We start from the raw sequence: 21,615 nt of genomic DNA, 5'->3' as shown, positions 1-21,615 counted from the left end.
CCCTACCGAGGTCCGAGGGGAGGCGCTGCCGAAATCTCCTCTCCGTGCACCTCGGCTGCCCGGATACCGTGAATGGCCTGAGGGCCGAGATCACGGTCAGGATTCACCAGCGTCGCCCACTCGTCGGTGATCTCTCCAGCAAGATTGACGTGAATGACCGCGATCTCGGCCACCCGATGGTGGAAGCCGGGCAGTATCCCGGTCGTCTCGGTGTCGACGACAGCGAACCCGCGAAGTGCCGTCATAGCGGAAGCCGCGTGGTCATGCCCGCCTGGACCGACGCGAGCCACGACGGCGGAAGCGGCTCGGGTTCTCCATGAGCGTCGCGGACATAGCGGCGCCTCTTCACTCCCTCGGTTTCAGCCCATTGCCGGACGAGCCAGCGCAAGACCCCGACCACTGTCAAGGCATCCGAACCGACCGCCGTCGATCCAATGACAGGCCGAACCTCGGACTGAGATCGCAGGGCGTCGAAATCGACGAGGTGCGCTGCCGCGAAGTCACGGCTCCACTCGAGATCAGCCACATTCTTCAGCTCACACTTCGCCGCCGCTACAGTCTCCTCGTACACCGCACGCCGGTCGACAATGTCCGCGAAACACTGAAGTGGCGAAAAGAGCTGCCTCGTCCACCACTTCTCCGCATCGATGTCTGCGGCTTTGGTGGCACGATCAAGGACCTCGTCCAGCTCGCTCGGAACGACCGCGGTGATCGACCGTCGCTCGACCAAGGTCAAAAGACGACGCGCCTCATCCCGCGAAGCCAGCAGGCTTTCCATCGGGTAGATCCACGCACCCACGGGCATTCCTTGCGGGCTCACGTGCCAGACCGCGATCGATTCCGTCCCCTCCACACCAGGGCCGACCACCACCACGGCGCTCGCTGGAGCTGCCAGCGCGACCGGCAGCCCCTCCGCCACGTCTTCAACCTTATCGACGTCACTCACACGCACTACCCACCCTCGAATCAGCCGAACGTTTCACCAAGTCGCAGAACTGCTCGACGCGTTACGCGTGGGTCTCCGACCGAGACGAAATTGTCGTCGCCGGGTTCTGATGACCAGCAACAGCCTGCGGACCGTTGCCGCTTTCACTGATTCCGGGGGTGGTTGCCGACTGCACCGCGCTCATCCCGGCAGCTTTGCGGTCACCCACCGCAGGGGTTGGCCTCGGCGTGTCAGCGAGGGGTGGGCCGACTTGTCCATGGCAGTCCGGGCGAGGTGCGGGCTGTCCGCACCTCGCCCGTCGCCCTTCACCGAGGCCGGAGACGGGATCTCGACGAACCGCAGCTTCGTCCAGAGGAAGCGGGCTTCACCTGCAGGCGAAGCAGCCCGGTCTGCGACAGCGTGAAGAGCTTCTCGCCGGTCAACGGGCGACCGGCGATGGCCAGCCCAGCGTCGACACCGCTCAGACCGGGATGTCGCCCGCCACGCCCCACTGAGTGGTGAACAGGCCGAGGCCGTACCAGGTTCCGTTCGTCGGGCGCCACACAACGAAGTCCGCCCGCGGGTCGCCGCCGAAATTGCCGGACAGGGGAATGTCGCCCGAGACACCCCATTGCTGAGTCGCGATACCGAGCACGTACCAGACACCGTTACTCGGCCGCCACACGGCGAAATCGGTCCGACCGTCCGCGTTGAAATCGCCGGTGACCGGAACGTCACCCGAGACACCCCATTGCTGGGTCGCGATACCTCGGACGTACCAGACACCGTTGCTCGGACGCCAAACCGTGAAGTCGGTCACGCCATCCGCGTTGAAATCGCCCGCGATCGGAACGTCGCCTGCCACACCCCATTGCACCGTGGCGATACCGCGCACGTACCAGACGCCATTGCTCGGACGCCACACAGCGAAGTCCGCGCGGCCGTCGCCATTGAAATCGCCGGTGACCGGAACGTCGCCGGCGACACCCCATTGCTGGGTCACGACGGTGCCGGTGCTGCTTTGGATGACGTACCAGACGCCGTTACTCGGTCGCCATACGGCGTAGTCGGCGCGATGGTCACCGTCATAGTCCGCGGCCACCGGAACGTCGCCCGCGACACCCCACTGCTGGGTCGCCACGGTGCCGTTGCTGCTGCGGATCACATACCAGACACCATTCCCGGGACGCCAAACCGCCTTGTCGGCGAAGCCGTCGCCGTCGAAATCCGCGGCGGGCTTCTGCGACGACGGTGAAGCCATGATGCCGACGTCGGCATCGTCCGCACCCGCCGTCGACGGCACCGCGAGCAGACCCGCGAGCAGACCCACGACCGCCGTGCCAAGCCGAATGGTTCTTCGCATTTGACGAACCTCTTTCCGTTCATTGGATAAGCTCTTCCCAGCCCGCGCCTTTTGACCGAAGATGCACACCGGGAGAAGTGCAGCTTCGCAGTTACGGCATGGCGTTGTCAGCAAAAGTTCCATCTGACGGACCGCACGAGGGGATTTCGATGGAGACGAAGAGAAGATCCAGAAGTGTCCTCGAAGGAGCGTTCACTCTCTTGGACGCTTTAGTGCGGCATCAAGGTGAAGCCGGATTGACCCAGCTGGCCAATTCGTGCTCATTACCGAAAGCCACAGCACACAGATTACTCGAGCAATTGACCGAACTGGAGGTTGTCCGGCGCCGAGAAAACCGCTATAGCATCGGCGCACAGGCATTCCGGCTCGGTCAATCATGGCAACCTTACCCACGGCTGCTGGAACTCGCGCGTGGCCATCTCCGGCGACTGGCGACGGCGGCCCGGGCAAGTGCGGTACTCACCGTTTCCTGCGACGGCCACATCCTGATCGCCGCAGCCAGCCTCACCGAACCACGGCATGAAACCCTGCTTCGGCCGGGGTCGACAGTGCCGCGGCGCGCCGGCCGATTCTCCGCCGCCTGGCAGGCCGAGCACGGCCTTGTGGTCACCGAAGCACCTATCCGGGTGCCCACCGGCGAAACGATCGCTTCGATCGCGGTCGCGACCACCGGCTCAGCGAAACCCGGTTCGATGTCGGAGACCGTGGCTCGCACAGCTCGTATCCTCAGCGCGGCGCTGGGGGAACCATCGTAGTCCCGGTAGCGCAGGTCCCCGAAGTGACCAGCACCGTCATCGCGCACCTCCACACCGGTCGGCCGCGACCCGCTTCAGCGCGTGCGTGGCGACTTTTCCGGTGCGACCCAGTGGCAGTTCGGGAAGGGTTATCAGGAATTCAGGCAGCTTCGCCGTCTCGACCCCCTGAGCGGTCAGGAACGCCGCGAGCTCGGACAAGGTCGGCGAATGTCCATTCCGGACAGTGACGCAGGCACAGAGTCGCTCTCCCAGTTCGGCGTCCGGCACCGGCACACAGGCGACGTCCGTGACCGCAGGATGATCGCTGATCGCCAGTTCCACCTCGGCCGGGCTGATCGTGTAACCCCCGCGGATCACCACCCGTTTGCGCCTGCCGGTCACGTGCAGCCGTCCGTGCACGTCCAGGCGGCCGTTGTCTCCCGTCCGCACCCAGCCTCCGTCGAACCGGTATTCCGCGTCCATCTCCGGTGCGGCGACGTAGCACAGTGGGGTCATCGGACCTCTCGCACAGATCTCACCCCCGACGATACGAATCTCGCAGACGGAGGGATCCGGGACACCGGCACCGTTCTCCGGCTCCGTCGTATGGCAGTTGGCCCCGTCGGAAGAGCCGTAGACGTCGATCATGTCGGCGCCGAAGAGCTCCCGGCACGCGGCCCGTGTGGAGGGTGCGAGGGTGTCGCCACTCGACACGATGGCCTCGACACTCGACGCGTTCAACACTTCCGGGTCTTCGACCATGCGCCGCCACATCGTCGGCACGGCGAACACGTGCGTCGGGCGCTGGCCGCTGATCAGGCGCACCGCCGCGCCCGCCTCGAACCGGCGGGTCAGGATCAGCGTGCCGCCGAGACAGCACAGTGTCACCGGGACCCCGAACGAGCCGAATCCCGACGTCAAGGGGACGAGCACCAGATCCCTGGGCACGTCGGTCGTGCCGTGGACGGCGCGGAGGTAGTTGGCCCGGCCGCCGGCGAACGCGTTATGGGAGTACGCGATCATTTTCGGCGCCGACTCCGAACCCGAGGTCACCAGGATCCTCGCCGGGGCGTCCGGATGTGGCCGGGTGACACCGGCGCTCCGGCGAGGCTTGCCCGCTATACGACCGTTCCCGACGACGTACCGCACCCCCGCACGATCGAGCAGGTCGTCCGAATGCGCCGGTAGCGCCACGGCGCCGATGGCGTACACGGCGAGCTCGGCGATGACAGCGCGTCTTCCGTTGGGCTCCCGTATCCCGACGATATCCCTCGATCCGCAGCCGGACGCCCTCAGACGTGCGGCCGATGCGCGTACGGCGACATCGAGCGTCGTGTAGGTGAGCATCCCCAGATCGTCGATCACCGCGGCTCGCTGCGGATGCTCGCGGACCCGGTCGAGGAACAAGGAGTACAAGTCCTGGTCCGGGCAGTGTCCCTTTCGGACCCAATCGCGTCGCACCTCCGCGGGCACGAGATCCGGCAGAGCCACCCCGGTCGCGGACACCCAGGTCATGAGTGGAACTCCCACGGCGAACCGACGAGCGCGCACTCGTCCCGCACGACCGCGCGGGAGAACCGGGGATCCGCGGCGAGCGCCGCGAGGTCGTCGCAGACGGGGACACTCAGCGGATGTCCACAGCGTGGCCGCGTCGCTGCCGCATTGAGCCGGGACGCCGCGGACAGCAGCGACGAACCGACCCTCGTGGCCCGCCGGGACAGTGCCCGCACGATCCCGCGCACGGCCATGACCGCGCCGAACACATCGACCAACGTCATCAGCGAGGACGGGATCCCGGCATAGGCCTGCACGACGAAATCCGTGCCCACCGGCGGATTCGGTCCCAGCTCCACACCCCAGCCCGACGCGTGCGCGTACACGATCCCCGGCTGGGCCAGCGCCAGGTCGTACGCGGTCAACGACCATTGCTCGGCTTTGCCGGGCGCCCAGTTGTGCAAGAACACGTCGGCGCTGGAAGCGAGTTCGAGCAGTTGCCGCCTGCCGCCCGGCGTGTTCAGGTCGATTTCGACGACTTCCTTGCCGTCGTTGAGCGCGCGGAACCGGGCCGACGCCGCGCCGGCGATCGGCGGAACCCATCGCAGTGGGTCGCCGCCCGGAGGTTCGACGCGCAGAACGGTCGCGCCGAGAAGCCGGAGCAGGTGCCCCGCCATGGGTCCCTGGACCCGCCGACACGATTCGAGCACCACGAGGCCGGACAGCGGCAGGAACTCCAGCGGCCGGACCCTCCGGTGGCCGCGTCCCTCCCCGCTCACGGTGAACGCAGGGATACCGTCGTACGGACGCGTCGCCACGCGGACGAGGGTCATTCCCGTGTGGGCGGCGATCCCTTCGATCCACTGGATCGGCCCCGCGGCGGCCAGATCGTGCAGCCCGGAAGGCAACGGGCAGGTCGCGGTCGCGAACCGGTCGGCGAACGGCCGCCAGCCGCGTGCGATCGTTTCCTGGCAGGCCCCGAGCGCGTTCCAGAACCGTTGCCACACGACAGGATCGAGTGTCTCGATCTCGAACGCGACACCTTCCGCCGAGTGGAAGGGCGGGCCACCGGGCAGCCAGGTTTCCTGATGGTCGTCCTCGGTTGTCGCGGCCGCGAGGTACTGGGAGACCGCCAGCAGTGCCGCCTGCGCCAGCGAAGTGGACGCGCCGCGCAGCGGGATTCCCCGGTCGCGGGCGAAGCCCACCGCGGTGCCACCGATCGCGGCGAGTTCGGACGCGAGGATGGACGCGTAGTCGAGACCGAGCGGGGTCGGTTCGCCGTATCGGCGGCCGTGGACATGCATGATCCCGCAGGCGGCCTGCACGTCCAGTTCACCGGCCATCGGGAGATCGACCGGTCCCGCCACGGTCATCGTGTCCAGGGTGGTGATCATGCGCGACGCCTTCCGTGGACGGAATAGACCACGCACGATGCCGCCCGGAACCTCGGATCCTCCATGACCGCGCGGACCTCGGCGAGTTCGCCGTCGGTCATGCCCTCGGCGATCAGCCGCTCCCGTAGATGGCGCGTGTGGTGGATCAGCAACCGGACACCGGGTGATCCCGCCCGCCAGGGAAAGACCCGCGGTATCGGGTCGATCCCGGTCAAGCCCGCAGAAGCCATCGACGCGGCGACCCGGCGACCCCAGGTGCCGTCACCGCCCGCGTTCTCGAACGCCCTTTCCTTGGCCGTGAGGAATTTTTCGTAGAGTCGCGCGGACCGTTCGCCGGGGGCGAGCAGCACCGGGCCGTAAGAGATGTCGAACTCGTCGATCTGGAGCCAGCCGCCCGGTTTCAGGGCTTCAACCAGCTTTCCCAGCACGACCTCACGCTCGGGCAGGTGCTGGAGCACCAGCCGGGCGTGGATGACGTCGAAAGCGTTGCTCGGCAAGGGATCATGGACGATGTCATGCCGGAGAACGGTCAGCCGGGAGCCGGTGGCGACGTGGTCGGGCTTGATGTCGGTCGCCAGCACCCATCCCGTCGGCGCCACCCGGTCGGCGAGCCAGTGCGCGACACCGCTGCCGCCCGCACCGACCTCGAGACAGGACCATCCGTCACCGACGCCGGTCTGCGCCAGCCTTTCGAAGGTGAACGGATCGTATGCCTGCGAGAGACACCGATGCTGTTCATTGGCGTGTCCGCTGTGGTTGTCGAACACGTAAGCCGTCGTCACGTCCACCTACCCGATCCGTATGTGTCGGTCGTTCCGGTGAGACGCGCCAGTAGGTCCAGGCGCCGCACCTTACCGGTCCCCGTTCTCGGGACGTCGTCCCAGGGAAGCACTACCGGTTCGCCCATCGGCGGCAAGTCCGCGACGGCGGCACTCCACCGCTCGAGGTCCAGTGCGGTATCGGTGACGACGACCGGGATGGGTTCCCGTCCCGCCGCGGACAGCAGCACGCACTCGGCGATGGACGGCAAGCGATCCTCGATCCGGTCCTCGACGGCGAGACAGCTCAGCCCCGGTACGGTGTCGACCTCGCGATCCAGCAGGGTCACCGCACCGGTCCGGCTCACCACGCCGAGGTCGCCGGTATTCCACCACGGCCCGGATGTCTTGGCCTCCCAGCGATCCTGCTCACCCACGTAGCCGACGCAAAGCGCGCGGGTACGAGCCAGCAACAGCCCCGCTGTGCCGGGCGCGACCGGTTCGGCGCTTTCCGGGTCGACGACCTTCAGTTTGGCGAACCCCGGTACGGGTCTGCCGAGATCGCGCGTCGTATGCGCGGAACGCCTTGTCAAGAAACGGAACGCGAGTGGCCCGGTCTCGGACTGACCCCAGCCCTGCATCCACAGCGGACGTTTGTGTGCGCTGGCGTTCAGCAACGTTCTGACCACCGGGGGATGGACGGCGTCGTAGGTACTGACGAATCTCCGGACCCGCTGGAACGGGTTCTCCGGGCTGTTCGCGAGCTGACGCCAGCGTGTGTATGCCGTGGGGAGTGCCTCGATGATGGTCGGCCGATACCGCCCGAACATCCGGGCGGCCGCCGAGTCCGTGCTCAGGATCACCAGCTCGCGAGGCGCGAGGCAAAGGGCCGACGCGGTCCAGCAGAAGGTCCGGCCATGCGCGTACGAACTGGCGTTGCCCACGACGTCGTCACGCCGGGTACCGATGACGGGCCAACGGCTTGCTTCCGGTCGTGCGAGTCTGTCGATGATCGTGCGAGTCGTGTGGACAACCAGCTTCGGTGTGCCAGTGGTCCCTGAGGTGTGACAGATGACCAGCGGTTCGTCGTCGTGCCTCCGATGGGGCTCTGGTGGTGCCGCGGCCGCGAATTCGTCGATCCGCAGCACCCGGCGGGCGCGCGGGGACGGCCGATCGGTGACCAGCAGGGCGGCATCGAGCCGTTTGACCAGGAGGTCCAGTGTGTCGTCCGGTAGATGGCCGGACAGTTTCGCCGGTACCGCGCCAATTCGCACCGCGGCGCAGGCCAGCAGGTCGTAATCCCAGTGGTTGCGCTTGGCGATGGCGACCCGGTCCCCGGGGCGGACTCCTGCCTCGTGCAGCCAGCCCGCCGCATCGCGGACCAGCCCGGCGAGCTGGCCGACGGTGAAATCGATCCCGCGGTCCGGCGCGATGTCGAACGGCCGGTCGAGGCGAACGATCGTCCGGACAGCCGTGCATTCGTCGAACAGGGTTCCCATGTCATGTGGTTTCATCGGGGCCTTCCCCCGGCCAGGCGCCCGGCCGCCCGGACACCGGAGCGGACCGCCGCCTCGCTGCAGGGACTCAGGAACACCCAGTCCCCTGCGTAGTCGACAGCGCCCCTCCCCAGCCCTGCTTCGAAGGAGGCACGCAAGGCGAGGGCGCGACGCGTCGCCTCTGGCGACGCGTACTGAACCCGCCGGACTATCGCACGCCGTGTCGCCGCGCGCAGGCCGGGCACGAGCGGTTCGGCTGCGTCCAGCAGACGTGCTGAAACCTCTTCATCGGAAGCGGTCATCAAGTCCGGCACCACGGCCGGATGCGCCATCAGTGTGACCAGGCCCCGGCCGTCCGGCGCACGGCCGGGGTTCTTGAGATGGTCGAAGATGATCGTCGCCACGACGCCGTTCTCCGCTATCGGCACCACCACGGCGTAGTCTGGACCGCCGAGCGGACGGTCCAGGAGCAGGTGTGCCTTGACCACCGGGGTGAACGAGCACGCGGCGAGGAACTCCGATCCGTGCCGCGGGTGCAGCCCGGCCGCGATGGGTGCGGGCACGGCCAAGACCACCGTGTTGGCGCTGATGTCACGCGTGGCGCCGATGATCCGCACCGAGGAGCCGTCGTCCACGATCTGCTCGACCCGGAATCCCGTGCTCACGTCCACATGGGAAGCGAGGGCGCGGGCGAAGGTGTCCATGCCGTCGTTGTAAGCGCGCCAAGTCCGTGGCGGCCCGACCGACGTGAGCAAGGCGAGCAGAGGCGCAGCCGTCGAACGCTCCGGGTTCCAGCCGAAGAACCCCGAGACGACCGGCTCCAGCAGATAGGTCAGCAGATCCGGATGGTAGTGGTCGGCGTACTCCGAGACGGTGCGGTTGCCCAGCCACGAGGTCTCCGGGCAGGCGAGGTCGAACTCTCCCCGCATCGCCAGCGCGCTGTCCATCCGTGCCCGCACCGGCAACCCGGCGCCGGTGAGCAACCCTCGTAGCTCGGCGACGCCGGATCGGGGGCCGCCGCGCCACATCGCGATGCCGCGTCCGATCCTGGGCACCGCCTGACGGCCGATACCCAGCTCGGCCAGGAGTTTCCATGTCTCCCGGTAACCCCGCTCGGCGAGTTGCTCCGCGCAGGTGTCGATCAGATAACCGTCCTCGCGCAAGGTCGTCATCCGGCCGCCGACCACGTCCGCCGCCTCGAAGACCCTCACCTCGCGCCCGGTCTCGGCCAACCGGTACGCGGCGGTGAGCCCGGCGATCCCCGCGCCCACGACGGCGACGTCCACATCGGTCACGCGATCACCACCAGATTCACCAAGGCCAGCGTCAGCACGGTGAGCCGGTGGATCTTGATGCCGAGCATCCGTGCCGACAGGATGTCTCCCCGCCCGAACCCGACCCATACCTGCCGGGCCCGGGACACGATCGTCGGAAGCAGTGCGAGCGGGAACCACCAAGGCCCGCCGAGCGCTGGAACGCCGAGGATCAGGGCGAATTCGGCTGCTGACACGGCGATCACGAAGATCGTGTTGCCACGCGGTGACGTCAGTGCCGCGACCGTCGGCCTCCCGACCCGCCGATCGCCCTCGACGTCGTTGGTGTTGGAGTAGACGCCGAACAGCAGCGGCCCGAGTCCGAACAGCAGTGCTTGCGTGAGCGCGAACCCGGTGAACTCACCGGTCGCCAGACCGTAGGGGGCCAGGACAAGCGCCCACCCGAGCGCCGCGATGAAGAACTCCTGGAGACCGTGGTAGCTGAGTTTCAGACCCCAGGAGTACTGCAACGAAAAGAAGTAGGTGACCGCGATGAGCCCCATTGTCCACACTGGACGGTGTGGTGCCAGCAGAACGGCGGCGCCCCAGAGCGCCGCGCCGGCGGCCGCGGTCAGCCACGCGAACCGCAGCACCTGTTCTTCGTCGAGGGTTCCCGCGACCAGTGGCTTGCGATAGCGCTTGCGTTTGGCGTCGTCCGGCGAATAGTTCGTGATGTCACTGCCGTCGCGGTAGCCCGTGAGGTCGTCCAGCGCGACCATCGCCGCGATCACGAAAACCTCACCGAGCAGGAACACCCCGACGGAGGCGAGGGCACTCGAATCGAACCGGGCTGCCGGCGCGAGCAGCGTCCACACCACGACCACGCCGAGGTAGTAGTCGACGATGTCGAGCTTCGCGAGCCGGAAGTACGCCTTGCCGCGAGCGACGGCGTGGGTCGTCATCGCGAGCCGTCCAGCGCGATCAGCGCGGCGAACGAGCGGTCTCCGCCGTAGCGCAGCTCATGCCGTTCGATCAGCCTGGCACCGGGAAGCAGGTCCAAGTAGTCCCCCAGGTTCCGTAACGCCGAGAATCTGCCGACGGGAATGTCCGCCTCCTCGTATTCGACGAGGACGAGATGCCGCGCGGCCGCGGCGATGGCCTGACAAGCCGCGGAAATCTCGTCGTCGTCCAGGATGTGCATCAGCACCCAGACACAGACGGCCACGTCGAATCGCTTGTCCTTCCACGGAAGTCGCTGAACCTTCGCCAGCATGAAGTCCACGGTGGACAGATGAGCGCAGTTGTCCCTGGCGAGGTCGAGCATGCGCGGAGTCATGTCGATCGCGGTCACCGCCCGCGCCTGCCCCGCGATCGACGACGTGAGCCTGCCCATCCCGCACCCGATCTCCAGTGCGCTGTCGACCTCGCCGAGCGAGCGCAGGAAAGTCGTGACGAGCTGAATGGTCCGGGCGGTCGTCTCGGCCGCGAGGTCGGCCGGCTGCGACGCCCGCATGACCCTGGCCAATCCGGAGCGTGTGGCGCGACTGCGCCACTCTTCGGCGATTTCGCTCGGCGCCGGTGTCCGGGTAACTTGCCGCATCACAACTCCTTCGCGAATTCGCACACCGCGTCGGCGATGTGTTCCACCTGCTGATCGGTCAGCTGGGGGTAGATCGGGATGGCGAGCGACCGCCGCGCGGCGAGATCCGCGCCCGGCCAGGCCCCATCCGGCCGGACGTACGAGGTGAAGGCCGGTTGCCGGGGCAGCGCGTCCCGGTAGTAGACGTGGGAACCGATGCCTCGCGTCGCGAGATGGTCGCGGAGTTCTTCCCGCCGCTCGACAAGTAGCGAATAGACGTAGTAGCAGCGTCCGTCACGAGTGGCAGGCGGCGGCTCCACACCACATCCGGCGAGATCGCCGAACCGCCCGGTGTAGTACTCGCCGATCCGGGCACGCCGGGCGAGCCGCTCGGGGAAGGTCGGGAGCCGGTGCAACTGGAACGCCGCCATGATCTCGTCGAACCGGCTGTTGTAACCGACCTGGTGGTACAGGAAGCGATTCTCGCCGTCCTGGCCGTGATTGCGCAGCATCCGCACCGTCGCCCCGAGGTCGAGATCGCCGGTGACGACCATGCCGCCCTCCCCCGGCATCCCGAACGTCTTGACCTGGACGAACGAGTACACCCCCGCGTCGCCCCACATCCCGGCGGGTGTGCCGGCCAGCGATCCCCCCTGCGCGACCGCGGAGTCCTCCAGCAGCCGCACGCCCGCGCTCGTCGCGATCCGGCGTAACGCCGGCATGTCCGCCATGACCGAGAACATGTGCGCCGGCATGATCACCTTCGTCCGGGGGGTGATCAGCCGCGCGACCGCGGCGGTGTCGACGACCATGGTCCGGGGATCGACGTCGGCGAACACCGGTGTCGCGCCGAGCAGGGCCGGTGCCGACGCGAGCGGAGCGCAGCCGAAAGCGGGAACGATCACTTCGTCGCCGACGCCGACGTCCATCGCCCGCAACACCAGTGTCAGCGCAGAAGTGCCGCTCCCACAGGCAATCGCGTCCGCGGCACCGACCGAATCACGGATCGCCGCCTCGAATTCCGCGGTGCGCTCGCCGAGGATGAATTTCTGTTCCGGAGCACATCCGACCCGCTCCACGATGTCGAGCAACACGTCCCTGTCGGCGTCGAAGAGATCTTCGGGGAAAAACGGTAGCGTCATGCTTTCCGTCCACAATAGAACTTCCGAATGGACGCACAGACCTGGTCGACATCACCTGTCGTCATATCCGGATACAGTGGCAGCGCCAGCGTGTACCGGCACGCGTTCTCCGCGTTCGGAAAGTCGCCGACGCGATGGCCGTGCCCGGCGAAACAAGGCTGAAGATGGAGTGGCACCGGGTAATAGATCTCGGTTTGCACACCGTTTGCCGACAGGTGAGCCGCCAGATCGTCCCGAGAGTCGACCTCGATCACGTAGACGTAGAACACGCTGTCCGGCCGGGGTACCGGCGTCTTGCGCACCCCCGGGACGCCGGACAAGGACTCCGTGTACCGGGCGGCCAAGCTCGAGCGTCGGACGATGTCCTCGTCCAGCCTGGTGAGCTTCGCGAGCAGGACGGCGGCCTGGATGTCGTCCATCTTGCTGTTCACGCCCGGCAGGCTCGTGGTGGTGGCGATGGCGGGGAAGTTCCCGATCGTGTCGCCGAGCCTGCCGTGATGGCGCAGTGCGTCGGCGGTCCGGGCGACGCGGGGGTCGTCGGTGAGGACGGCACCCGCGTCACCGACCGCCCCCAGTGTCTTGGTCGGGAAGAAGGACAGCACCCCGCCCGCGCCGAACAGACCGGCGTGTGTGCCACGGTGCCGCATGCCGATGGCCTCAGCACTGTCCTCGACGACCGTGAGGCCGAGCCGCCGCGACTCGGCGAGCACGCCGTCGATGTCGGCGAGCCGGCTGAACAGATGCGTCGGCATGACGAAGCGGGTCCGTTCCCCGGCGACCGCCTCCATCCCGCCGGGGTCGATGCCGTAGCTGTCCTGCTCGATGTCGGCGAAGACCGGCCGCCCACCCGCGAGCACGACCGAGGTCGCCGTCGCTCCGAACGAGAAGGCGGGAACGATGACCTCGTCGCCCTGTCCCAAGCCCGCCGCGCGGAGCAAGAGCACCAGCGCGTCCGTTCCGCTGTTGACCCCGACGACGTACCTCGCACCGGTGTACGCGGCGAGCGCGGTCTCCAACTCCGCCACTTTGTTCCCATGCGAAAATTTTCCATTTTCCATCACGTCGAGAATATGCCGGTTGATGGCCGGCCACAGTTGCCCGAAAGTCCTGGATTGATTGTAAAAAGAGACAGCCAGTGTCCCCACCTCCCGCGCATTGAGAACCGGCTACCGACCCTAGAGCAGGCAATCCGCCCCCTCTACAGGTTCGCCCTTCCTGGTCAAATCCGGCCGTCGGGTATTGACACTCGAACTCCATGCTGCCAGTTTTACCTTGAATTTCTCAGGCAGAAACTCGAGGAGCAAGCTCACCCGTGCGTTCACTCGTCGTGGGACTCGGCCGGGCAGGCGCGGGTCTGCACCTCCCGGTCTTGGCCAAACTTCGCAGCAGCACCCCGCACCTCTTCGGTGACGAGCCCATCTCGGCGTGCGACACGCGTCAGGGCGTCACAGACCGGCCTGGGCTCGTCATCGCGCCGACCATCGACGAAGCGGCCGCCGGACTCGATCCCGCCCACACTGTCGCGCATGTCTGCACCCCGCCGACCGAACACTTCCCGGTCCTGTCCGAGCTCGCGGAACTGGGCTTCCGCAAGCTGATCGTGGAAAAGCCGCTCGCCGCGGACATCGACGATCTCGCCCGCATCATCCGCCTGCGCCGTAAGCACAAACTGCATGTCGAGGTCGTCGAGCCGTGGCTGACCAGCACCCTCACCTGGCGGTTGGTCGAGCTGATCCGCAGTGGCCGGTTCGGGACCCCGAGGACGATCGACGTCGTGCAGAACAAGCCGCGATTCCGCCGTTCGCTGATGGTGCCAGGGCATCCGACCGCCTTCGACGTCGAACTACCGCACGGTGTCGCGCTCGCCGTGCGACTCGCGGGCGCGGCGCGGGTCACCCACGCGTCCGGGACCGATCTCGAGATGGGCGGCAACTTCGGCGCGCGAATGGGCGGCGCCACCATCGGCCTCCGGCACAACACCGGAATCCACACGGAGATCCGCTCGGATCTGACATCTCCGGTGCGCGAACGAAGAGTCACCGTCGAATTCGAAAAGGGCAGTGCGGTCGGGCACTTCGCGGTCAGCGGGGACGATCACCACTCCCAGCTGACCCTGCGTTCGGACGGCCCGTCCGATCACGTGGTGCTGCGCGACGACGCCATGACGGAATGGATGTACCAGGCGTACCAGAAGTTTCAGGCAGGTGGGGAACAGACGCTGGGCTTCACGTTCGCCACCGAGGTGGTGCAGCTGCTGTCCGTGGCCAAGAACATCTGCGCGGAGCCGGTCACCCGCCCGGACCCGGAAGCGGCGGCGACGCATGTCGAGTGAACCAGTGCTCGCCGGCCTGACCGACGAGGCGGCACACGACATCGACGGGCAGATTTCGGTGCTCACGGACCTGGGGTGGCCTGCGATCGAGTTGCGCACCATCGACAAGGTCGCCATCGCCGATATCACGGACGAACAGTTCTCTTCTGTGTCAGCCGCGCTGTTCGACAACGGTTTGCGCGTGGTCTGCCTGGCCTCCCGCATCGGCGGCTGGTCCCGGCCGATCACCACCCCGTTCCGCGACGACCTCGACGAACTCGACGTGCTCGCCAAGCGGGCCCGCCTCCTAGGCACGCGTTACGTCAGGATCATGTCCTATCCCAACGACGGCCTGGCCGAGTTCGACTGGCGCGCCCACGCGATCGCCAGGGTCGGCGCGCTCACCGATCGAGCAGAGCGGCATGGTGTGACCCTGCTGCACGAGAACTGCTCCGGCTGGGCGGGCACGAAAGCCGAACGAATGCTGGACCTGCTCGATGAGATCTCAAGCCCCGCGTTGAAGCTGCTTTTCGACACCGGGAACGGGGTCGTCCATGGCTACGACGGCTACGACCTGCTCGCCGACATCGTCGACCACGTCGAGCACGTGCACGTCAAAGACGCCGACGGATGCGGCTACACCGTCCCAGGCGAGGGCTCGGCACGAGTCATGGAGTGTGTAGAACTGTTACAAGCCAACGGGTACAGTGGCGCCTGGTCTCTGGAACCGCATCTCGCGGTCGCCCCACACGAATCCGGCGGGCTGGCAGCGGACGCCGTCGCTCAGTTCCGCACGGCCGGCAAGGCGATGACCGAGTTGCTCCGGTGATCCCGCCTGACCGGGATCTGCTCCTTCGGCTGCTCGATCTTCCGACAGCCGGCCCCCTCGAGACCACCGACGAGGTCCAGCTGTGGGAGGCGATGCGGCTCTACGCCGCCGCGGCGACCGAAATCGGCTTCGACATCGCGTACTTCGACTCCCCGGACCCGTCCCTACTGGATCGTCCCGGCGTACCCGCCGTGGTTCGCCACGTCGAGCCGGAGTTTCTCTTCTGTCAGCCGAGCCTCGTGCTCCGCATCGGTCCGGCCTCCCCCGCGGTGATGTTCAACGTGCACCTCGACACAGTCGCTCCCTTCGAATCCGCATGGTTCGACGGGACCGCTTTCGTCGGCCGGGGCGCGATCGACGCCAAGGGGCCGGCGGTGGCCCTGCTGGCGGGTCTCCGTGCCGCGATCGCGGCGGATCCGGCGGTCGGCCGGGACGCCGGTGTGATCGTACAGGCCGTCTCCGGAGAGGAGGGCGGTGCGATGGGCACTTTCGGCACACGTCCGCTGGTGGAGGCGGGTTTCCACGGCGAGCTCAACATCTTCTGCGAACCTACTGGACTCCGGTACCTGCCGAGATGCTCGGCCTCTATGACCGCGTGTGTCCGGGTGGACGGCGACGACGCGATCGATGACGAGGCCCATCGAGGGCACAACGCATCGGTACTGCTGGGCTTCCTCGCGCAGCACCTCGCGCTCGACCTGGCCCCGCGCGGTCAGGTCTGCGTCGCGGGCCTGCACACCGGAACCATGCACAACCGCGTCTACGGCCAAGGCGAGCTTCTGCTCAACATTCCCTACGACAGCCAGGAATCCGCAGCGAAGATGACTGCGGCGCTGGAAAGTGGTCTCAGCACCGGACTCGGCGAATTCCGCAGGCGATTCCAGGACTCGCCCGGCTTCCACCGCACCGCGATGGAGGCCGCCGAGATCACCGGTCTGCACTGGCGAAAACGCGACCTCCCGGTCCTTCCGCGCCAAGAGATTCCCCTTCTGGACGGGCTCGTTCCACGCTGGCCTGACGACGAACCCGGCTTCACCTGCGACGCCCTTTGGCTCGCCGATGTCCCTGGCACCCGGACAGCCGTTCTCGGCCCCGGCTCCCTGGGCGCCAACAACGCCCACTCGGCCGGTGAGTACGCCGACGTCGACGAACTCGATCAGTTCAGCGCCCTCGTGCGCGACATCGTCGTGCGCTTCAGCCGGAGCGGAGGAGCATGACCGTCGTACCGTACGCGACCTTGCTGTCCAAGGTCGTCGAGATCTTCACCGGCCGAGGCGTCCCCGAGGATCGCGCGACGGTCGCCGCCGAGGCCTTGTGTCACGGAGACCTGACCGGGGTGACCTCTCACGGTCTGGTCAACCTGTCACGCCTGTACCTGCCGCTGCTCGACCAAGGCCGGACGGATCCACGAGCGGATATGGTCGTCCAGACCGACCTCGGCGCCTGTGTCCTGGCCGACGCCCGGCGGACGCTCGGCCTGTGGTCGGCTTCCCAGGCCATGGAACTGGCGTGCGCACGGGCTTCCCGGCACGGCATCGGCCTGGTGTCACTGCGCGGGGCCACCCATATCGGCTGTGCCGGCCACCACGCCGCGCGGGCGGTCGCGCACGGCATGATCGGTTTGATCGCCTCGAACTGCGGCGGGCAGCGTATCGCTCCTCCGCCGGGTGCCACGGCCGCGATGCTCGGCACGAACCCGCTCGCGCTCGCCTGTCCCGCCGGTGAAGGCCATCCGTTCGTGCTCGACATGAGCACCACGGTCGTCCCGACCGGACGGGTGCGGGCCGCCGCCCGCGAGGGCAGGCCGATCCCGCCGGGCTGGCTGGCAGGCCAGGACGGCTCGCCCGTGACCGACGCCGCCGCGCTCGACCGGGGAGACGCTCGTCTGCTTTGGCTGGGCGGTGATCCGGAAACGGGCGCGTACAAGGGGTTCGGCCTTGGTCTGCTGGTCGAGGTGCTCGCCGCGCTGGTTCCCGGCGCCGCGCTCGGCGCCTTGTCCACCGACGGGAATCGCGACGACGACATCGGGGTCATGGCCCTGGCGATCGCTCCGGACCTCCTCCGGACCGGCTTCGCGGCGGACGCGACCGCGCTGTTCGCGAAGGTGCTCGGCTGGCCGGCCCTGGATCCCGCGGCGCCGGTCGTCTACCCGGGCTGGCACGAGGGTGAACGCGCGGCCCGGTTCCGTGCGCATGGGGTGCCGGTTCCGGATGCGGTGTACGAAGAACTCTGCACGGCCAAGGAAAGGATCGGCCGATGATCCGGGTAGGTGTCGTCGGGCTGGGCGTCATCTCGCGGTTCTATCTCGACGCGATCGAACACTCACGGGAATTCGCGCTGGCCGCCGTCTGCGACCTCGATCCCGCGGCGCTGTCCGGTGTCGCCGCTCCCGGGTACCGCGATCATCGGGCGATGCTCGCCGACGGCGGCCTCGACGCGGTGATCGTGACCACGCCCAACGACATCCACGCCAGGGTGAGCCGGGATGTCCTCGATGCCGGATTGCCGGTCTGCGTCGAGAAGCCTCTCGCCACCAAGCACGTCGATGGCGAGACGCTCGTCGAACTGGCCGCGGCGCGGGGTGTCGCTTTGTTCACCGCGTTCCACCGCAGGTACAACCGCAACGTCCGCGAACTGTACGACAAACTCGTGGAGGCGGCACCGATCACCTCGATGACCGTGCGGTACTGGGAAAAGATCGAAGAGCACGCCGGTGCCGACATCTGGTACCTCGACGCGGCACGCTGCGGTGGCGGTTGCGTGGCGGACAACGGGCCGAACGCACTCGACCTCGTCCACCTGTTCGTCGGCCCGGTGGCACTACGCGACGTCCGGATCACTCGTGACACCGACGGTGTCGATCGGCGGGCGACGCTCGAACTCGACCGCGCGACCGTGGACCTCGACTGGTCGTTTCCCGGTGAGGTCAAGGACATCGAGGTCTGTCTGGGGGACGGTAGCTTCCTCCGCGCCGATCTGCTGGCCGGTTACCCGAAGTTCAAGGAGTCGCTCTGGCACGAATACGCCGAACTGCTCCGTGACTTCGCGAGAGCTGTACGCCAGGGCGGGTCCTGGCGCGACCCCGGCCTCACGACCTTGTCCTTGGTGAACGAGTGCTACCGGAGAGAAAACGATGCGTGAGAATGGGCCGAAACGTGAGGTCACCGCGAGAACGGTGAAGGTGCTGGTGCATCACCGCGAAGACCGCGGGATGAGCCTGGAACCGTTCGCCAGCCGTTGTGTCCGCGCCGGCGAGGTGCACGAACTCGTCACGACGACCCAAGGCGACACCACGTCCGGATCGCGGATCGACAAGGTCGGATTCCTCGGCTTCGTCGAGATCGACTGTGCCGGGGTGATCGACCGGGGCGACGAGGTGTGGATCGGCACCAAACTGATCGGCACCGTACTCGGCTTCGACAGCTGCCATTTTCCCAACCACTACAACGTGCTCATCCATGCCAAGCGGACGATCAGCGGCGAGGACATCAGCCTGAAGCCGGAAAAAGAGGTCCGGTTCCGCGGCCAGTGGTGAGCGGCTCCTGGGAACGAGGGCCGCCCACCACCCGGACCACCGTCAGTTGCCCAACAGCGGTACGTCGATCTTCCCCGAGTGGTAATCACGTACCGCCTGCACGAGCTCGTTGACGGTGAGCTTGCCGTTACCGTTCGCATCGATGTCGCTGAACGCCTTCTTCGCGGCCGAGCGCTCGACGCCGATGGCGTCGAGCCACTTGGCGAACTCGGATGGGTTCACCTCGCCATCTCCGTCGGTGTCGCACAGGCCGACGATCGCCGCGATGGTCGGCCGCACCACCTTGTCGAATCCCGCATCGCCCCCCTGGAAGACCTGCGTTTCGAGTACGTTGATGAATTGCTCCTCGTCCAGCGAGCCACTTGGGCCGACTCCTGCCTTGCTTGCCAAGTATTCGAACATTGCCTCGAACGCGCTTCGCACAGCGCGGGCCTGGGGCGAGGCCGGGTCCTCCTCGAAAGCGGTGATGATCCGGCTGGCTTCCGCCACGAGGTCGGACTTTTCGATCGTGCCGTTGCCGTTGACGTCCCACTTCTCGAAGCGCTTCTTGGCCCTGTCGTTCTTGACCGCCGTGGTCATCCTGCACACTCCTTTTCGCGAAATTTCGGAAGAATTGCGGTACGAGTCCGCCGGTCTCATCGCGGCGGAACGGTCAAAGCCGGACGACCTCCTCTCCGGGAACCTGCCCAGTCACGTCGAAGAGCAGCTTGGCCGCCGCAGTCAGCCGCCCGGGTTCGTAGGCGCGGTGCGCCACCAGGAGCACCGCGATGTCCGCGGTGTCCAAGGCCTCGTCGAGGTCGTCCACCGGCGGCCCCAGTCCAGGTACCGGAGAAGCCATCGGATCGTGGTACGACAACTCGGCACCCAGCTCGCGCAGCCGGACGGCGACCTGGATCGCGGCGGACTCGCGCGTGTCGGGCACACCCGGCTTGTACGCGACGCCGAGCAGCAGCACCTTCGCACCCCGCACGGGCTTCCCGTGCCGGGCGAGTAGCCGCTTCACCCTGTCGACCACGTGAAACGGCATCCGGTCGTTCACCTGCCGCGCCGCGTGCACCACGCCGAGCAGCGTGCCCTCACGCTCGGCCTTGTCCAGCAGGTACTTGGGGTCGACGGGGATACAGTGGCCGCCGACACCCGGCCCTGGCAGAAAGGCCATGAAGCCGAACGGCTTGGTCGAGGCGCACCGCACCACGTCCCAGACGTCGATACCGATCCGATGGCAGAACATCGCGATCTCGTTGATCAGCGCGATGTTCACGTAGCGGAAGGTGTTCTCCAGCAACTTGGCCATCTCGGCCTCCCGAGTGCCCTTGGCCATCACCACGGTGTCGGCGATGCGCCCGTAGAACGCGGCGCAATGCTTGGCGCACAACGGTGTGTGCCCGCTGACGACCTTCGGTGTGTTGCGGAGGCCGAATCGGGGATTGCCCGGGTCGACCCGTTCGGGCGAGTAACCGAGCGGGAAGTCCTCACCCGCCGTCAGCCCGTACCTTTCCAGGATCGGCCGGACGACTTCGTCAGTGGTGCCGGGAAAACTCGTCGACTCCAGCACCACCAGCGTGCCGGGGCGCAGCTTTTCGGCGACGGTTTCCGCCGCCGAACGCACGGCTCCGAGATCCGGCCTGCCCTCCGCGGTCAACCCGGTCGGCAGGCACAGCACGATCGTGTCCGCGTTCGCGAGCACCTCGGGATCGGCCGTCACCCGGAAGCCTCGTGCCCGCATGGCTCGCAACCGGTCGTCGGACACGTCGGGCACATGCGAACGGCCCCCGGCCACTGCGGCTGTGACCAGCGGCGAGGTGTCGTACCCGACGACCGACATGCCCGCCGCGCTCGCGGCTTCCGCCAACGGCAGGCCTACGTAGCCGACTCCGACGACGACAAGGTCGATAGACACTGGGTGTCCCTTTTCGGTTTCGTTCTCGCTCGGGGCGATCAACGGCGGATCGAGAACGCGCCGCTGCCCGGCTGAACATGGGAGCCGTAACCTGGCCTGACCGTCAGGCCGGGTGTCAGACAGAGCGGATCCCCGTGCACGACCACGTCTGACGAGGTCTGATTGGCCAGCACGTGCGCGGTGATCGAAAGTTTTTTGCATCCCACGGGATTCCGGTAGGTGTCCAGCTGCGTGAACTCGGTCGAGAAGACCACCACCTCTCCCGCCGAGGCCTGGGCAGGCGGGTTCGGCACGATCATCAGCGCACCCGCCGATGCCGCGCTCACCGCTGCGGCGACAAAACGGTTCATCGATTCCTCCCCGTTCATGATCACTTCGTTCTGTACGCTAACAGTCACGTTCGGTGCACCAGGCGGATCGGAAGGACGTCACGCTCGCAGGTTGCGGTCGCCCGAAGGCGGTCATCCGGATGGCGGCTACGAGCGTTCAGCGCGTGATACCCGCGCGGCCACCGTTCACCCGCACGGTTCATTGACGCGCAGGGGGAATGAGGATCCGTACGGGCGGTGAGCCGACCAGCGGGGTGTCCGACCCGGTTTCACCAGGCCGTGAGAGGCTGCCGGCAGGGTACTTGGGAGGACAAGTGCGGGCTTCCAAGTACCTCGATGGTCTTCTAGTGTCGCGTGATCCTGCTTGCTTGACGTTGGGTTTCGTTCCACAGACGGTGATCTCGCGTGATCAGGCGGCGGTTACGCGTGATCAGATGGAGATCTCGCGTGATCAGACGGACGACACCCGGCGGAATCCGGCTGCGGGTGTGTCCTCCGTCCAATCACGCGAGATCGCCGCCTGATCACGCGAGATCTCCGTCCAGTCACGGGTAAGACCTGCAGGATCACGCG

22 protein-coding genes are annotated in these 21,615 nt (G+C 67.1%); 7 read left to right on the top strand and 15 right to left on the bottom strand.

The window, feature by feature from the left end; all coding sequences use genetic code 11:
• Positions 1-2: 2 nt before the first annotated feature.
• The 3 genes from ACFOSH_RS30655 to ACFOSH_RS30645 form a co-directional block, all read right to left on the bottom strand.
• On the bottom strand, positions 3-245 hold the full coding sequence (locus tag ACFOSH_RS30655; RefSeq protein ID WP_378242777.1) for a 3'-5' exonuclease: 243 nt from the start codon (positions 243-245) through the stop codon (positions 3-5).
• A complete protein-coding gene (locus ACFOSH_RS30650; RefSeq protein ID WP_378242775.1) occupies positions 242-946 on the bottom strand; it encodes a DUF6218 family protein in 705 nt (234 codons plus the stop codon). The genes ACFOSH_RS30655 and ACFOSH_RS30650 overlap by 4 nt, the downstream gene beginning before the upstream one ends.
• 460 nt (positions 947-1,406) lie before the next feature.
• Complete coding sequence (locus ACFOSH_RS30645) at positions 1,407-2,411, bottom strand: FG-GAP repeat domain-containing protein (RefSeq protein ID WP_378242773.1); 1,005 nt, start codon at positions 2,409-2,411, stop codon at positions 1,407-1,409.
• On the opposite strand from ACFOSH_RS30645, the gene ACFOSH_RS30640 reads away from it, so the two are divergent.
• Complete coding sequence (locus ACFOSH_RS30640; RefSeq protein WP_378242771.1) at positions 2,387-3,043, top strand: helix-turn-helix domain-containing protein; 657 nt, start codon at positions 2,387-2,389, stop codon at positions 3,041-3,043. The genes ACFOSH_RS30645 and ACFOSH_RS30640 overlap by 25 nt on opposite strands.
• Positions 3,044-3,079: 36 nt before the next feature.
• On the opposite strand, the gene ACFOSH_RS30635 is transcribed toward ACFOSH_RS30640, so the two are convergent.
• The 9 genes from ACFOSH_RS30635 to ACFOSH_RS30595 are packed head-to-tail and all read right to left on the bottom strand — an operon-like array spanning position 3,080 to position 13,283.
• Entirely contained in the window at positions 3,080-4,537 is a 1,458-nt protein-coding gene (locus ACFOSH_RS30635; protein ID WP_378242769.1) for a class I adenylate-forming enzyme family protein, read from the bottom strand.
• The gene (locus tag ACFOSH_RS30630; protein WP_378242767.1) at positions 4,534-5,910 is read right to left on the bottom strand and encodes a CoA transferase; all 1,377 of its coding nucleotides are present in this window, start codon (positions 5,908-5,910) and stop codon (positions 4,534-4,536) included. The genes ACFOSH_RS30635 and ACFOSH_RS30630 overlap by 4 nt, the downstream gene beginning before the upstream one ends.
• On the bottom strand, positions 5,907-6,698 hold the full coding sequence (locus tag ACFOSH_RS30625; protein WP_378242765.1) for a class I SAM-dependent methyltransferase: 792 nt from the start codon (positions 6,696-6,698) through the stop codon (positions 5,907-5,909). The genes ACFOSH_RS30630 and ACFOSH_RS30625 overlap by 4 nt, the downstream gene beginning before the upstream one ends.
• On the bottom strand, positions 6,689-8,182 hold the full coding sequence (locus ACFOSH_RS30620) for a class I adenylate-forming enzyme family protein (RefSeq protein ID WP_378242763.1): 1,494 nt from the start codon (positions 8,180-8,182) through the stop codon (positions 6,689-6,691). The genes ACFOSH_RS30625 and ACFOSH_RS30620 overlap by 10 nt, the downstream gene beginning before the upstream one ends.
• Positions 8,179-9,459 (bottom strand): protoporphyrinogen/coproporphyrinogen oxidase, encoded by a 1,281-nt coding sequence (locus ACFOSH_RS30615; RefSeq protein ID WP_378242761.1) that lies wholly within the window; start codon positions 9,457-9,459, stop codon positions 8,179-8,181. Before ACFOSH_RS30615 ends, ACFOSH_RS30620 begins: the two co-directional genes overlap by 4 nt.
• Positions 9,456-10,379, bottom strand: a complete 924-nt coding sequence (locus ACFOSH_RS30610) for a UbiA family prenyltransferase (RefSeq protein WP_378242759.1) — start codon at positions 10,377-10,379, stop codon at positions 9,456-9,458. Before ACFOSH_RS30610 ends, ACFOSH_RS30615 begins: the two co-directional genes overlap by 4 nt.
• A complete protein-coding gene (locus ACFOSH_RS30605; RefSeq protein ID WP_378242757.1) occupies positions 10,376-11,017 on the bottom strand; it encodes a class I SAM-dependent methyltransferase in 642 nt (213 codons plus the stop codon). The genes ACFOSH_RS30610 and ACFOSH_RS30605 overlap by 4 nt, the downstream gene beginning before the upstream one ends.
• Positions 11,017-12,138 carry a DegT/DnrJ/EryC1/StrS family aminotransferase gene (locus ACFOSH_RS30600; protein WP_378242755.1) on the bottom strand — a complete coding sequence of 374 codons (1,122 nt, stop codon included), beginning with the start codon at positions 12,136-12,138 and terminating at the stop codon, positions 11,017-11,019. The genes ACFOSH_RS30605 and ACFOSH_RS30600 overlap by 1 nt, the downstream gene beginning before the upstream one ends.
• On the bottom strand, positions 12,135-13,283 hold the full coding sequence (locus ACFOSH_RS30595) for a DegT/DnrJ/EryC1/StrS family aminotransferase (protein WP_378242753.1): 1,149 nt from the start codon (positions 13,281-13,283) through the stop codon (positions 12,135-12,137). Before ACFOSH_RS30595 ends, ACFOSH_RS30600 begins: the two co-directional genes overlap by 4 nt.
• A gap of 167 nt (positions 13,284-13,450) precedes the next feature.
• Here ACFOSH_RS30595 and ACFOSH_RS30590 point away from each other — a divergent pair, with 167 nt between their 5' ends.
• The 6 genes from ACFOSH_RS30590 to ACFOSH_RS30565 are packed head-to-tail and all read left to right on the top strand — an operon-like array spanning position 13,451 to position 18,813.
• Positions 13,451-14,470, top strand: a complete 1,020-nt coding sequence (locus ACFOSH_RS30590) for a Gfo/Idh/MocA family protein (protein WP_378242751.1) — start codon at positions 13,451-13,453, stop codon at positions 14,468-14,470.
• Complete coding sequence (locus ACFOSH_RS30585) at positions 14,460-15,278, top strand: sugar phosphate isomerase/epimerase family protein (RefSeq protein WP_378242749.1); 819 nt, start codon at positions 14,460-14,462, stop codon at positions 15,276-15,278. Before ACFOSH_RS30590 ends, ACFOSH_RS30585 begins: the two co-directional genes overlap by 11 nt.
• On the top strand, positions 15,275-16,495 hold the full coding sequence (locus ACFOSH_RS30580) for a M20/M25/M40 family metallo-hydrolase (RefSeq protein ID WP_378242747.1): 1,221 nt from the start codon (positions 15,275-15,277) through the stop codon (positions 16,493-16,495). Before ACFOSH_RS30585 ends, ACFOSH_RS30580 begins: the two co-directional genes overlap by 4 nt.
• Positions 16,492-17,538: an Ldh family oxidoreductase gene (locus tag ACFOSH_RS30575; RefSeq protein WP_378242745.1), complete on the top strand. Its 1,047-nt coding sequence runs from the start codon at positions 16,492-16,494 to the stop codon at positions 17,536-17,538. Before ACFOSH_RS30580 ends, ACFOSH_RS30575 begins: the two co-directional genes overlap by 4 nt.
• Complete coding sequence (locus tag ACFOSH_RS30570) at positions 17,535-18,419, top strand: Gfo/Idh/MocA family protein (protein WP_378242743.1); 885 nt, start codon at positions 17,535-17,537, stop codon at positions 18,417-18,419. The genes ACFOSH_RS30575 and ACFOSH_RS30570 overlap by 4 nt, the downstream gene beginning before the upstream one ends.
• The gene (locus ACFOSH_RS30565) at positions 18,412-18,813 is read left to right on the top strand and encodes a DUF6917 domain-containing protein (protein ID WP_378242741.1); all 402 of its coding nucleotides are present in this window, start codon (positions 18,412-18,414) and stop codon (positions 18,811-18,813) included. The genes ACFOSH_RS30570 and ACFOSH_RS30565 overlap by 8 nt, the downstream gene beginning before the upstream one ends.
• 42 nt (positions 18,814-18,855) lie before the next feature.
• On the opposite strand, the gene ACFOSH_RS30560 is transcribed toward ACFOSH_RS30565, so the two are convergent.
• The 3 genes from ACFOSH_RS30560 to ACFOSH_RS30550 all read right to left on the bottom strand — a co-directional run bounded on the left by ACFOSH_RS30560 (position 18,856) and on the right by ACFOSH_RS30550 (position 21,081).
• Complete coding sequence (locus ACFOSH_RS30560; RefSeq protein WP_378242739.1) at positions 18,856-19,392, bottom strand: EF-hand domain-containing protein; 537 nt, start codon at positions 19,390-19,392, stop codon at positions 18,856-18,858.
• Positions 19,393-19,465: 73 nt separating this feature from the next.
• Positions 19,466-20,713, bottom strand: coding sequence for a nucleotide sugar dehydrogenase (locus tag ACFOSH_RS30555; RefSeq protein WP_378242737.1), 1,248 nt, complete (start codon positions 20,711-20,713; stop codon positions 19,466-19,468).
• 38 nt (positions 20,714-20,751) lie between these two features.
• Positions 20,752-21,081 carry a hypothetical protein gene (locus ACFOSH_RS30550; protein WP_378242735.1) on the bottom strand — a complete coding sequence of 110 codons (330 nt, stop codon included), beginning with the start codon at positions 21,079-21,081 and terminating at the stop codon, positions 20,752-20,754.
• Positions 21,082-21,615 lie beyond the last annotated feature (534 nt).

Source organism: Amycolatopsis speibonae, from assembly GCF_042647925.1.
Taxonomy (GTDB): Bacteria; Actinomycetota; Actinomycetes; order Mycobacteriales; family Pseudonocardiaceae; genus Amycolatopsis; species Amycolatopsis speibonae.
The sequence above is the reverse complement of the archived record's forward strand: the minus strand, read 5'-3'. Positions and strand labels throughout refer to the sequence as shown.

Coding starts and splice junctions, on each gene's coding strand:
- ACFOSH_RS30655 (WP_378242777.1), bottom strand. CDS start 245: ATGACGGCACTTCGCGGGTTCGCTGTCGTCGACACCGAGACGACCGGG.
- ACFOSH_RS30610 (WP_378242759.1), bottom strand. CDS start 10,379: ATGACGACCCACGCCGTCGCTCGCGGCAAGGCGTACTTCCGGCTCGCG.
- ACFOSH_RS30620 (WP_378242763.1), bottom strand. CDS start 8,182: ATGAAACCACATGACATGGGAACCCTGTTCGACGAATGCACGGCTGTC.
- ACFOSH_RS30600 (WP_378242755.1), bottom strand. CDS start 12,138: ATGACGCTACCGTTTTTCCCCGAAGATCTCTTCGACGCCGACAGGGAC.
- ACFOSH_RS30570 (WP_378242743.1), top strand. CDS start 17,535: ATGATCCGGGTAGGTGTCGTCGGGCTGGGCGTCATCTCGCGGTTCTAT.
- ACFOSH_RS30585 (WP_378242749.1), top strand. CDS start 14,460: ATGTCGAGTGAACCAGTGCTCGCCGGCCTGACCGACGAGGCGGCACAC.
- ACFOSH_RS30550 (WP_378242735.1), bottom strand. CDS start 21,081: ATGAACGGGGAGGAATCGATGAACCGTTTTGTCGCCGCAGCGGTGAGC.
- ACFOSH_RS30560 (WP_378242739.1), bottom strand. CDS start 19,392: ATGACCACGGCGGTCAAGAACGACAGGGCCAAGAAGCGCTTCGAGAAG.
- ACFOSH_RS30630 (WP_378242767.1), bottom strand. CDS start 5,910: ATGATCACCACCCTGGACACGATGACCGTGGCGGGACCGGTCGATCTC.
- ACFOSH_RS30635 (WP_378242769.1), bottom strand. CDS start 4,537: ATGACCTGGGTGTCCGCGACCGGGGTGGCTCTGCCGGATCTCGTGCCC.
- ACFOSH_RS30640 (WP_378242771.1), top strand. CDS start 2,387: ATGGCGTTGTCAGCAAAAGTTCCATCTGACGGACCGCACGAGGGGATT.
- ACFOSH_RS30605 (WP_378242757.1), bottom strand. CDS start 11,017: ATGCGGCAAGTTACCCGGACACCGGCGCCGAGCGAAATCGCCGAAGAG.
- ACFOSH_RS30645 (WP_378242773.1), bottom strand. CDS start 2,411: ATGGAACTTTTGCTGACAACGCCATGCCGTAACTGCGAAGCTGCACTT.
- ACFOSH_RS30575 (WP_378242745.1), top strand. CDS start 16,492: ATGACCGTCGTACCGTACGCGACCTTGCTGTCCAAGGTCGTCGAGATC.
- ACFOSH_RS30565 (WP_378242741.1), top strand. CDS start 18,412: ATGCGTGAGAATGGGCCGAAACGTGAGGTCACCGCGAGAACGGTGAAG.